The sequence below is a fragment of the Pseudomonas sp. GW821-FHT01A09 genome (assembly GCF_058986725.1).
The window spans coordinates 1-12,305 of record NZ_JBYSWB010000055.1; the positions used below are offsets into that span (position 1 = coordinate 1).

Annotated in this window: 12 protein-coding genes; 6 read left to right on the plus strand and 6 right to left on the minus strand. The window is 57.8% G+C overall.

The genetic code is table 11. The annotated features are described in order from the left end of the window. Window positions 1-59 precede the first annotated feature (59 nt). The 6 genes from AC3WJP_RS28660 to AC3WJP_RS28685 all read right to left on the minus strand — a co-directional run bounded on the left by AC3WJP_RS28660 (window position 60) and on the right by AC3WJP_RS28685 (window position 6,187). The gene (locus tag AC3WJP_RS28660; RefSeq protein ID WP_493724560.1) at window positions 60-629 is read right to left on the minus strand and encodes a hypothetical protein; all 570 of its coding nucleotides are present in this window, start codon (window positions 627-629) and stop codon (window positions 60-62) included. Window positions 630-653: 24 nt separating this feature from the next. After that, a complete protein-coding gene (locus AC3WJP_RS28665; protein WP_493724559.1) occupies window positions 654-1,436 on the minus strand; it encodes a hypothetical protein in 783 nt (260 codons plus the stop codon). Window positions 1,437-1,455: 19 nt separating this feature from the next. Then, window positions 1,456-2,256: a hypothetical protein gene (locus AC3WJP_RS28670; RefSeq protein ID WP_493724558.1), complete on the minus strand. Its 801-nt coding sequence runs from the start codon at window positions 2,254-2,256 to the stop codon at window positions 1,456-1,458. Continuing rightward, the gene (locus AC3WJP_RS28675; RefSeq protein ID WP_493724557.1) at window positions 2,246-4,348 is read right to left on the minus strand and encodes a type I secretion system permease/ATPase; all 2,103 of its coding nucleotides are present in this window, start codon (window positions 4,346-4,348) and stop codon (window positions 2,246-2,248) included. Before AC3WJP_RS28675 ends, AC3WJP_RS28670 begins: the two co-directional genes overlap by 11 nt. Window positions 4,349-4,981: 633 nt before the next feature. Then, on the minus strand, window positions 4,982-5,491 hold the full coding sequence (locus AC3WJP_RS28680; RefSeq protein ID WP_493724556.1) for a hypothetical protein: 510 nt from the start codon (window positions 5,489-5,491) through the stop codon (window positions 4,982-4,984). 261 nt (window positions 5,492-5,752) lie between these two features. Next, on the minus strand, window positions 5,753-6,187 hold the full coding sequence (locus AC3WJP_RS28685; protein ID WP_493724555.1) for a hypothetical protein: 435 nt from the start codon (window positions 6,185-6,187) through the stop codon (window positions 5,753-5,755). A gap of 355 nt (window positions 6,188-6,542) precedes the next feature. Between AC3WJP_RS28685 and AC3WJP_RS28690 the strand changes: the two genes are divergently transcribed. The 6 genes from AC3WJP_RS28690 (at window position 6,543) to AC3WJP_RS28715 (ending at window position 12,052) form a co-directional block, all read left to right on the plus strand. Beyond that, complete coding sequence (locus tag AC3WJP_RS28690; protein ID WP_493724561.1) at window positions 6,543-7,205, plus strand: CsgG/HfaB family protein; 663 nt, start codon at window positions 6,543-6,545, stop codon at window positions 7,203-7,205. 66 nt (window positions 7,206-7,271) lie between these two features. Beyond that, window positions 7,272-7,637 carry a DUF4810 domain-containing protein gene (locus tag AC3WJP_RS28695; RefSeq protein ID WP_493724554.1) on the plus strand — a complete coding sequence of 122 codons (366 nt, stop codon included), beginning with the start codon at window positions 7,272-7,274 and terminating at the stop codon, window positions 7,635-7,637. After that, window positions 7,634-8,284, plus strand: coding sequence for a DUF799 domain-containing protein (locus AC3WJP_RS28700; RefSeq protein ID WP_493724553.1), 651 nt, complete (start codon window positions 7,634-7,636; stop codon window positions 8,282-8,284). The genes AC3WJP_RS28695 and AC3WJP_RS28700 overlap by 4 nt, the downstream gene beginning before the upstream one ends. A gap of 251 nt (window positions 8,285-8,535) precedes the next feature. Beyond that, a complete protein-coding gene (locus AC3WJP_RS28705) occupies window positions 8,536-9,405 on the plus strand; it encodes an isocitrate lyase/PEP mutase family protein (RefSeq protein ID WP_493724552.1) in 870 nt (289 codons plus the stop codon). Window positions 9,406-9,580: 175 nt separating this feature from the next. Continuing rightward, window positions 9,581-10,792 (plus strand): MFS transporter, encoded by a 1,212-nt coding sequence (locus tag AC3WJP_RS28710; protein ID WP_493724551.1) that lies wholly within the window; start codon window positions 9,581-9,583, stop codon window positions 10,790-10,792. Between the two features lie 9 nt (window positions 10,793-10,801). Continuing rightward, window positions 10,802-12,052, plus strand: coding sequence for an arsenic transporter (locus AC3WJP_RS28715; RefSeq protein ID WP_493724550.1), 1,251 nt, complete (start codon window positions 10,802-10,804; stop codon window positions 12,050-12,052). The last annotated feature ends 253 nt before the right edge of the window (window positions 12,053-12,305 follow it).

Here is a 12,305-nt window from a genome sequence, read left to right on the forward strand (position 1 = left end):
ATTCAACGAAGGGCTACCGCCTGCGGTCGCAGAGGAAAAACTCAATTCAGTGTCCGGGATCAGTTGACCACTACAGTTTTTTCAATCCATGAAACAGCCAGTTCTCGCTTTTCGGGGGTATCTCCAAAGATGGAGAGCTGCATCTTGGCGCGAGTTGTAAGCGACAACTGGAGCTCATTCCTCAAATTTCCAGCGGAGTTTAGGACTTCAGCCCAATAGGGGTCTCTCTGGTTTTCGCCAAGCGCCTCATAGACTGCTGTCAGGGTCCAAGCGTCGCGACTCAACCCATGAGCTTCGAAGACTTCTTTATGAAAGTCCAATGCTTCACGGAATTTAATATCTCTAGTCAGAGCCCCACCAACGCTGACTTTCGTAATAACTCCGAGATATTCATCCGCCATATCGAAAACAATATCTCTCGTCTTATCTGCATCTAGCTGTAAACCGACCTCCTTAGCCGACAAACTCATGAAATTCATCGCTACATTTCCCGCTACGGTATTTTGTTTTGCGACGCCGTTTGCTAGCTCTGCATATCGCAATCCTTTAGGCTGGAGAAAATCATACATTGCTATAGGCCCCTCAAGCTTCAATAGATCCCTAGCTTTTTGTAAATCTTCTTGCGTCACTAATATGTCCACAACAACTCCCCCTTATTCCAAACGTGATTTAACGAATTGCTTTACTGCCTGCACTATTTCTAGCACCTCCAGCATCTTTTCCGAAGTCAACGTTATCGATACGTCAATACGCTCCGACTCCATCAAATACCTGCCTCTACACGAATGAATGCGCTGTAATATTTTTGCCCAAGAGCACGTAATCACTACGACATCAGGGCTGTCCAGCTCCGTCCAATACCATATTGCCGGGTGAGCCAGGCTTTCGCTGTAGGCGCTCTTTAACCCTGGCAGTTTTTCTTGGGCATTAGCCATTATTTGATCAGCGTCGTCCCCAAGCATCTTCTTCAAGTACCAATGCCTGGATTCTCGGGGCCCATCCTGAGGGATTAATCCGATACTGATCCCATCAAATTCTGAATTTCTAGTTTGAAACCCTCCTTTCGGATCTGGCAGCATTTCCGGCCATGTCATGGACAAGGGCAGCGAACTTAGCTCGTGTCGACACCCAACTCTCGCCTTCCGTGGCTCAGGCCTCGGCGTCCAACTGTCTTCCCCCACATACTCGGCGAATAGCGATATGTAGGCCCGCTCAATATTGATTACACGTCCGCTCAACATTCCGCAGAAAATTGGTGAAGAGTCATAAACCGGCTCTTGATATTTGCCATCCCCTAAAAAGAACGTATGCAGCTTAGCAAGCTCTTTGGACTCATAAGGTGCAAAAAACCTCACGAGTGTCTCAATGGCAATGATCAAAGCGCCTATTACAAGAAAAGAAATAGCGGCAAGACGAAATATTCTTATGAATAGCATCACCCTATCACCTATGCAGTTATTGAAATGGTTTCAAGCTCGATCTAATCATTCGTTCGGCACCATCGATCATCCTGCGCCAGTCCACCATCTTCTCGGGAGATATAATCACATCCACTCTGACACCTTGAGGCTCTATCACAAAGCGTCCTTCGCACCCATAAAACAGATAACCTGTACTGAGCCATCTACATATGAAAATCGCCGGCCGAGGCTTGTTAAAATCTGTCCAATAGACCATCACCAGCCCTCCATTACTTGTAGAGCCTGCGGCCTTCTTCAATCCAGGACTTACTATCCTCGCTTTTTGCATTTTTGTGAGTGCGTTATCACCCAAATAGTCAAGCAGGGTGCTGAACAGCAAAAGATTTCCCGTCGGCTCAGGGCGAACAATCATTTGGATACCGTTACGGATATCTGTGGGCGGCGGATAGAATCCTCCTAAATGAGGTTGCAAACCCGGCCAGGTCATTGACATCGGCAATGCCGCCAGCTTTTCATGGCAACCCCTGACGGATGAGGAGTCGGTACTTTCATGAATACTCTCGCCTTCAAACTGCGGCCACAAAAATAGGTAGTTACGCTGTATTTTTATACTATTCCTCCCCATTACCCCGCAGATATAACCTGGTGGCGGCATATCCTTTGGGACCGGCTTCCAAACCGTGCTGCTGGACGCATTTTCCAACGTATAAAAACGTGCAACTTCCGGCGCTCTGCAGATCAGCAGCAGAGCACAGCACGCAGCTCCAAAAAGCAAGACGGACAACTCATAGATACGTCGTGTCTGCCTTACTCTTACGGTGCCGTTAGTGATCAATTATTTGCCCTCCGGTCAACTGAGCATAAATTCCGCCCAGTGCCAGTAACTCCTCATGCGTCCCCATCTCAGCCACCCGCCCCGCCTCCATCACCACAATCCGGTCCGCGTTCCTCACCGCATTTAACCGATGAGCAATAACAATCACCGTCCGGTCCGCTCGAATCTTGGCCATGTTTGCCTGAATCACCCGCTCCGATTCGTAATCCAGTGCACTGGTGGCTTCGTCGAAAACAAGAATGCGCGGATTGCCCATCAGCGCTCGGGCGATAGCCAGGCGTTGCCGTTGGCCACCGGAAAGCGAAGCGCCGTGTTCGTCGACGGGGGTGTCGTAGCCTTGCGGGAGTTGCAGGATGAACTCGTGGGCACCGGCCACTTGTGCGGCCGCGATGACTTCGGCGATGGGCGCGCCACGATCGGTAAAGGCAATGTTGTCGCGCACACTGCACTGAAACAGCAGATTGTCTTGCTGGACCACGCTGATCTGGCGGCGCAGTGAAGCGGTCTCGACGTCGTCGGTGTCGACCCCATCGATCAATACGCGACCGCTCTCCTGGACATGAAGGCGTTGCAGCACGCTCGTCACAGTGCTCTTGCCACAGCCTGAACGGCCTACCACACCGATCATCTCGCCGGCCTTTATGTCCAGGTTCAGGCCGTCGAGTGCCATAGCCGCACCCGGCCGATAGCGAAAGCGTACCCCCTCGAATCTTATGGCGCCGCGAATGGGCGGCATGGGCGGCTGATCGCTTTTGTCGGCCTCGCTGCGGGCATTGAGGATGTCGGCCAGGCGTTGCATGGCGATACCCGTCTGCTGAAAGCCGGTCCAGAGTTGCGCCAGGCGCTGAATCGGCTGTGCCACGCGGCCGGCGAGCATATTGAAGGCAATGAATTGGCCAACGGTCAGTTGCCCTTCGATTACCAAGCGGGCGCCAAGCCAAAGCAAGGCAACGCTGGTCAATTTGCCAATCAGGCCCACACCTTCGTTGGCCATGGCGGCGAGATTTTGAGTACGAAAATGCGCGCCGACGTAGCCCGCCAATTGCTGACTCCAGCGCTTGACCATGTGCGGTTCGAGGGCCATGGACTTGAGGGTGTCGATGCCTCTGACCGTCTCCAACAAAAACGCCTGTTGCTCCGCACTGCGGCTGAAGCTTTCTTGCACGCGCGCCTGCAGCGGCGCGGTAACGAACCAGGACAACAGGAGATACAGGGGTAGAGAGGCTACCACTAGCCAGGTGAGCAGGCCGCTGTAGCTGAACATCACAGCGATGAACACCAAGGTGAAGAAGACGTCCAGCAGCAGGGTAACGCTGTTGCCGGTGAGGAATTCGCGAATGCTTTCCAACTCGCGTACCCGCGCCACCGAGTCCCCTACTCGGCGTGCCTGGAAATAAGCCAGCGGCAATTCGGTCAAGTGATTGAACAAACGCGACCCTAGCTGCACGTCGATCCGTGCTGCCGTGTGGGAAAACACATAGGTGCGGATGCCCGAGAGCAGACTCTCGGCAAGCATGATCACGATGAGGCTGAACACCAGCACATCAAGGGTGTTGAAGGCCTGGTGTACCAGCACCTTGTCCATGACCACCTGAAACATCAGCGGTGTCATCAGCGCCAGGAGTTGCAAGGCAAAAGCTGCCAGCAACACTTGGCCCAACAGACGGCGATAGCGGATAACGGCCGGAATGAACCAACTGAAATCGAATCGCGCCCGGTCACCAAGTAAAGAGGCCTCAGATTGGACCAGAACCAATTCGCCCTTCCAACGCGCTTGCAGTGTTTGATGGTCGAGACGTTCGCTGCACAAAGTGAGTGGGTCATGGACTAGCACCAGGCCCTCAGCAGCGCTTCCCACAATGAAACATCCGCCGTCAGACGCCAGCGCGATGGCTGGTAGTGGTTGCTCGCGCAACTGTTCAGGGCGGCAACGAACAAACGCGCCATGAAGTCCGGCCATTTTCACGGCAGCCAACAACGCCTGGGGATCGACCATTCCCTGCGCTTTGTCGAAGCGTTCGGGATCGATTTGCACGCCATGAAACCTCGCCAGCAGAACGAGGCAATGAATGGCTTGGGCTGAGTGCGACATTAATCGAGCTACCGCGTGTGGTAATTGCCGCCCAAGGTAAAACGCGTTCGTTCGAAAAGATGTCCGGCGCTTTCCGACAGATGCGTAGGACGTTTCCGAGACCGCTTGGCATTGATGATCAGGCGAGGATTTTCGATGCGCAAGTGCATGTCACGTAGTCAGATAAAGCCGCCTAGATCAGCCACTCTATTAACTATCGCCATTACAAGTCTTGTTACAAATAGCTAAGAATCTACGTCCCCTGAATCCACGAGTGTGTCGCCCGCCTGCTACCTATTTTTGGGCAAACCTCGCCTTGCTAGCGCCGCGAATACGTCTCCGGCTTGACATCACCCTGGCGGGTGGTTGTTCAACGAACGTTCCAATCGGTGCCCAGCGATTACTATCGGCCGAGGGTACGCTCGCCCCTCCCGGTGCGAGGACGGTACGGGTAGTCCGCCTATTGCTGCTGTTATTGATGTATTTAACTATCCTAAGGGCTGTGGAAAGCGCCAAACGAGCGTTGGCCAAATCGCCGCTACGACAATAGATGGCACTGACGGCATTAAAAATAAAACCAACCAATTAAAATATGCCGACCGCATTCCGATGGATATGTAGGATATCTCCCGCGACTCTGTGAATGGACTAAAATCAATTACGGCCGGATGCCCCGTCAATCAGTTTGATATCCGGATTTTTTGACAGGGTAGCAATGAGCGCTTGAGAAACCAGGTCCGTCAAAATCGGCTTTGCAGTCGACTCCATCTTTTCACCAACTGCATTTTGCTGAATTATGACCTTCGGGGCGTATTTGGAAGATCTTCCGTCCTTGGCCAAGGAGGACAATTCGTCTTCAGTGAACAATTCCTCGTAGACCAGCGCAATATTTTCGTTCCATCCCGGCTGGTATAGGTGCAGTAGAGCATTGATTTCGGCAGAAACTGCTTTTTCGGCATTGACCTCTCCCAGCCTAGAAGCGATAAGCGCGAAGGTTACTGTTCGCCTAGCCACCGAGAGCGCAATAATTGGAAGATTTTGTCCTATTTTCGCTCCTTCCACGAAACTCACCGCATCTCTATGGGAGGATGCTTCAGCGAGTACAACGCCTGAATTGGTAGTGATCAGTATCAGTGCGATAGTCGCAACTAATTTCCATCTCATATTTGACATCCCTAAGCTCACTGCAGGGCGACCGAAGAAGCATTTAATTTGGACCCGATTCCAAAAACGGTTAACTGCAATTCTTGAAAGCACAAAACGCCTAAGGCTTTAACCCCAAACTTTCTAACCTTCGGAAAATTGGTCGCAGGACTATCCTTGCGCAGAATTACACGGCCTTATATCCATGGGCTACAGTAGAGCAAAGTCCAACGACGATCTGACGTTTGCTGGGCACGACCAGGAGACGTATAAGCAAGCCAGTCACTCCCCGATCTTGAACTCGACACCAACCACCAAATCCCCCGGTTTCGCCGAAGCAACCCCTTGAACGAGCATTTTGATCTGAAAAGTGTCGTCATTTTTCCACTGAAGATGTGCCACCCCATCAACAGCTACGCTTTGACAGGAAGACCGATAAACCTGGTAGTCCTGCTCTTGGTGCTCAGAAAGGTGTGCCGATTCGGCCGAATACACCGAAATCGACTCGTTGCAAAATGACGAAATCGGGAGACCTCCAGCCTCCATTTTGTAAAGGGCCACGTATTTTCCATCAGGTGACGGATACCAAGTTTCTTGCTTATGGTCAGGGCTCTCCACCCACTCCCCCAAGCTCCGGCCTAGCAACGCTGCAACGCACACCACCACCCCTAGCACCCCCATCCCGCGCCATGTCCAGCGCACGACAAAGCCAAACATCCTCCCGATCACCTTGATTCTCACTGACTACGAAATGTGGCGCTAAAGATACGGCCCCCTCGCGGCCAAGGATGTCAGACGCATTCGGACCTACATGTAGGACGTTTCCGAAAAAGCCGGTCCTGAACACAATCTCCGCGCCCGCACCGATTTCACCTGTCAGCATCACCACTGCCGGCACCCTGCGCCGTCATCGAAACCGGACCAAGCCTCTGTATCACCCTTGCAACATTTCCATGACGCCAGAATGCCATCACTGTATGATCCACCCGCCAATCGATCCCTGAACCCTCACGGTTCGATTCCATGGATCGGTATTTTCAGGAGATACCCGTTGAAAACAGCTTCTCGCGTCATGTGTTTGAGCATGACCGTCCTCACCCTGGCGCTTGCCAGCGGTTGCGCCAGCGAAAGTTCGCGCGCCTTGCCCGTCGAAAAAGTCGAAAGTGCCGCCCGGCCCTGGTCCGGTCAGCGCTCGCCGATTGCCGTCGGCCAGTTCGATAACCGCTCCAGCTATATGCGCGGGATTTTCTCCGACGGTGTCGATCGCCTCGGCAGCCAGGCCAAGACCGTGCTGATCACCCATCTGCAGCAGACCAACCGCTTCAGCGTGCTGGACCGCGACAACATGGCCGAGATCCAACGCGAGGCGCAGATCAAGGGCCAGGCCCAGCAGCTCAAGGGCGCCGATTATGTGGTGACCGGTGACGTCACCGAGTTCGGCCGCAAGGAAACCGGCGACCAGCAACTGTTCGGCATTCTCGGCCGCGCCAAGACTCAAGTGGCCTACGCCAAGATCAACCTCAACATCGTCAACATCAGCACCTCGGAAGTAGTGTATTCCACCCAGGGTGCCGGTGAGTACGCCCTGTCGAACCGGGAAATCATCGGTTTTGGCGGCACGGCCAGCTACGACTCCACGCTCAACGGCAAGGTCCTCGACCTGGCGATGCGCGAGGCGGTTAACCGGCTGGTCGAGGCCATCGACAATGGCAGCTGGAAACCCAGCGCGCGTTGAATTCAACACAGTGAAGTGGGGCCCGCGGGCGGGCCCGTTCAGCAATGACATGGAGTAGTACCCGTCATGACCCGTTACATTATTTCGCGCCCAGCACTGGCTGTGGCGTTGCTGACCAGCGCGCTGCTGGCCGGTTGCTCCGGACCGAAGACTATCTACCAGTGGGAAGGCTATCAGCCGCAGGTCTACGAATATTTCAAAGGCGAATCCAAGGAAGCCCAGGCACTGGCGCTGGAAGCCGACCTGGAGAAGATCCGCGCCAAGAACGGCGTGGTGCCGCCGGGCTATCACGCGCAACTGGGCCTGCTGTACTCGAGCCTGGGCAAGGATGATCAGATGCTTCAGCAATTCCAGGCCGAAAAGGCAGAGTTCCCCGAGTCCGGCGCCTACATGGACTTCCTGATGAAAAACGCCAAAGGAGCAGCCCAATGAGTTTTCTCAAACCGTTGGCGGCCCTGTTCGCCTTTGCTCTGCTGGGCGGTTGCGTGGCGCCGAAAACCGTCGACTACGCGGCATTCAAGCAGGCCCGGCCCCGTTCGATTCTGGTGCTGCCACCGGTCAATGAATCGCCGGATATCAAAGCCGGCTATAGCTTGATGTCGCAGGTGACCTTCCCGCTGGCCGAGGCCGGCTACTACGTGGTGCCCGTGGCGCTGGCCGCCGAGACGTTCCGCCAGAACGGCCTGGACAACCCCAACGACATCGCTGAGGTGCCGGCCGAGAAGCTGCGCAGCATCTTCGGCGCCGACGCGGCGATGTACGTGAAGGTGACCCAGTACGGCACCACCTACATGGTCATCAGCAGCAACACGGTGGTCACCGCCACCGCCAGGCTGGTCGACCTGAAAACCGGCACCACGCTGTGGACCGGCAGCGCCACGGCCTCCAGCGAGGAAGGCAACAACAACGGCGGCGGCCTGATCGGCATGCTGATCACGGCGGCGGTGAAGCAGATCATCAACTCGTCCACCGACGCGGGCCACCCGATCGCCGGGATCACCAGCACGCGACTGCTGTCGGCGGGCCAACCGGCCGGCTTGCTGTATGGCCCGCGCTCACCGAAATACGGTTCCGACTGAAACCTGTAGCGAGGGGGCTTGCCCCCGAAAAATCGTCCGGCCAGCACCAGGTAGGTGGCTGATACGTTTTTCGGGGGCAAGCCCCCTCGCTACCTGTCAATTCCCGCTGCAACCAGACCGCTCGGTCATCTTTCATCCGCTGCGACAGCGCGACCAATCGTCACAGACGAAATTATTCCTTATCATACGCGGCTTAAACGATTCCATAGCCCGACGGGATGAACCCGGTACTGCCTCCATAAGGAGCAAACATGTCCAGAATTTCCCATAAGGGATTGCGCAGCGCCTTTCGCGAGTTGCTTGCCTCGCACACCTGCTATCACACCGCTTCGGTATTCGACCCAATGTCCGCACGGATCGCCACCGACCTCGGCTTCGAGTGCGGCATCCTCGGCGGCTCGGTCGCCTCGCTGCAGGTGCTGGGTGCACCGGATTTCGCCCTCATCACTCTGTCAGAATTCGTCGAGCAGGCCACGCGCATCGGTCGCGTCGCCCAGTTGCCGGTGATTGCCGACGCCGACCACGGCTACGGCAACGCCCTCAACGTGATGCGCACCGTGACCGAGCTGGAGCGTGCCGGCATCGCCGCGCTGACCATCGAAGACACCCTGCTGCCCGCACAATTCGGGCGCAAGTCCACCGACCTGATCTCGGTCGAGGAAGGCATCGGCAAGATCCGCGCGGGGCTCGAAGCCCGAGTCGACCCGGAGCTGTCGGTCATCGCCCGCACCAACGCTGGCGTGCTGTCCACCGAAGAAGTGATTCACCGCACCAAGGCCTATCAGAAGGCCGGTGCCGACGGTATCTGCATGGTCGGCGTGCGTGATTTCGAGCATCTGGAAGAAATCGCCGCCAATCTGACCGTGCCTTTGATGCTGGTGACCTACGGCAATCAAGCGCTGCAGGACGATAGCCGACTCGCCAAACTCGGTGTACGGATCTGCGTGGATGGCCACGGCGCCTACTTCGCGGCCATCAAGGCCACCTACGACGCCCTGCGCGCCCAGCGCAACCTGACCCACAGCACCGAGAACCTAAGTGCGAACGAATTGACCCGTGTGTACACCCGGCCGGAGCGTTACGTGGAGTGGGCGCGGGAGTTCATGCACGTCGACGAGTGATACCCACTGCGACACCCATCGGGGGCAAGCCCCCTCGCTACGGTCCCAATCCTGTAGCGAGGGGGCTTGCCCCCGATCGCTATTGGCAGCAGCCACTCGCGCGCAGCAAACGCCCACGGAACTTAAAGGCTCAAGTCCCCCACTGAGTTTCAACGCGTCCTTCGTCGAGCTCACTATGGCCAACCCTGCCTTGCGTCGCAGCACCTATGCATTGGATGCGCTGAACTTCTTTCTTGCCGACGTGCGCGACGGGTTGGGGCCTTATCTAGCCATCTACCTACTCGCCGTCCACCACTGGGAGCCAGGCAGCATCGGCCTGGTAATGACCCTCGCCGGCCTGGCGGCACTGGTCACCCAGACACCCGCAGGCGCACTGATCGACCGCACGCGCAGCAAGCGCTTGATCGTCGCCGTGGCCGCGCTGGTGGTCACGGGTAGTTGCGTGATACTGCCGTTCATCAACGACTTCACTTGGGTGGCCCTGACCCAGGCCTTCAGCGCGGCGGCGGCCTCGATCTTCGCCCCGGCCATCGCCGCTATCTCGCTGGGCATGACCGGCCCGAAAGCCTTCACCCGCCGTACCGGGCGCAACGAAACCTTCAATCATGCGGGCAACGCTTGCGCCGCACTGCTGGCGGGAGGCTTCGCCTGGCTGTTCGGGCCGGTGGCGGTGTTCTACCTGATGGCGGCCATGGCGGTGTGCAGTGTGGTCGCGGTGGCGGCCGTGGCGCCAGGGGATATCGATCATCAAGTAGCGCGTGGCTTCGACCCTGCCCACGAGGAACAGGCTTCCGGCTGGCGGGCGCTGCTGAGCAACCGCTCATTGTTGCTGTTCGCGTTGTGTTGCGCATTGTTTCATCTGGCCAACGCGGCCATGTTGCCGCTGGTGAGCCAGAAGCTCTCACAGTTGGACCTGACACTCGCCACACCGCTGACCTCGGCCTGCATCGTCGCCGCACAGTTGGTGATGGTGCCTGCCGCGCTGCTGGTGGGCGCACGCGCCGACCAGTGGGGGCGCAAACCCCTGTTGCTGGCTGGGTTCGCCATCCTGCCGATCCGCGGCGTGCTCTACACACTGTCGGATAACCCGTACTGGCTAGTGGGCGTGCAGGTGCTCGACGGCATCGGCGCCGGGCTGTTCGGGGCGCTGTTACCGTTGGTGGTCAAGGATCTCACCGCCGGTACCGGACGCTTCAACATCAGCCTGGGTGCGGTGACCACCGCCTTCGGCCTGGGGGCGGCATTGAGCAACGGGCTGGCCGGCTGGGTGGTGCAGGAAGCCGGCTACAGCGCGGCGTTCCTGACCCTGGCAGCCGTCGCCGCAGTGGCAGTATTGCTGTTGTTGGCGCTGCCTGAGTCCCTCGATCGATCCTCCTCTGCCTCCTGAGTCCGCCCTATGCATTCGCCGTTGATCATCTGGTGTATTACCGCCTTGGCCACCGCTGGCGTCATCTTGCGTCCTTGGCGGGTACCGGAGTATGTCTGGGCCTTGGGGGGCGCGCTGATGCTGCTGATCAGCGGCCTGATGCCCGCAGGCCTGGCGCTGGGCGCGGTGGCCAAGGGTGACGATGTCTATCTGTTTTTGATCGGCATGATGCTGCTGGCCGAGATGGCGCGCCGCGAGGGGCTGTTCGACTGGCTGGCGACCTTGGCCGCGCGCCATGCCCGCGGCTCGAGCCAGCGTCTGTTCGATCTGGTCTTCGGTGTCGGCACGTTGGTGACGGTGTTTTTGTCCAACGACGCCACGGCGGTGGTGCTGACCCCGGCGGTGTATGCCGCGGCCCGTGCCGCCAAGGCCGATCCCCTGCCCTATCTGTTCATCTGCGCCTTTATCGCCAATGCCGCGAGCTTTGTGCTGCCGATCTCCAATCCGGCCAATCTGGTGATATTCGGCCAGCACATGCCGCCACTGCTGGACTGGCTGGCGCAGTTCAGCCTGCCGTCGCTGGCGGCAATCGTGCTGACCTATGGAGTCTTGCGGCTCAGCCAGCGCAAGCATCTGCGGCAGCAGCTAGCCGAGGTTTCGGCGCTGGGCCCGCTGCCCATGGGCGCACGGCTGACGGCTGCCGGTATCGCGGTCACCGGCGTGCTGCTGCTAGTGGTGTCGGCCCTGGATCAGCCGTTAGGGCTACCGACCTGCCTGGCCGGGCTGCTGACGGTGGCGCTGGTGCATCTGGTGCAACGTCGCAAGCCGTGGGCGGTGTTCAAGGGCGTGTCCTGGGGCGTGCTGCCACTGGTGGCCGGGTTGTTCGTGCTTGTGGAGGCCTTGGCCATGACCGGTGTGATCGCCGAGCTGGCCAAGGCGCTGGAGCATTGGACGCAGCAGGCGCCGACCCAAGCGACCTGGGGCACCGGGGTGTTGGTCGCGATCGCCACGAATCTGATGAACAACCTGCCGGCGGGATTGATCGCAGGCTCGGTGGGGCAACTGGCGAGTCTGCCGGGGCACACCACTGCGGCCTTGGTGGTGGCGGTAGATCTCGGGCCTAATCTGTCGATCACCGGTTCCTTGGCAACTTTGCTGTGGCTGATTGCAGTGCGTCGTGAAGGCCTGCATGTGAGTGCCTGGACGTTTTTGAAATTGGGTGTGCTGGTGATGCCGCCGGCGTTGTTGGGGGCGCTGGCGGCGTTGAGTTGGGTGCGGTGATGGGGCTTGTGTCGACAGGTATTGGAGTTCGGTAGCGGATGCGCAGTGTTGGGGCACTTTTGATCGGGGTGGTTCTCCTTTCGAGCCGGCCTTGGGGTCGCGGCCCCCGCCATTGGCCCCTCGCTGACGCGAGGGGTTCCCGCGCTCCGGCACACTTGCGCAGGGCACGCCCCGATGGGCCATCCATCAGACTGTGTGGAAACCCTGGAAATATGCTTGCCAATTCCAGAAAATGCCCGTATCGCAAGATACG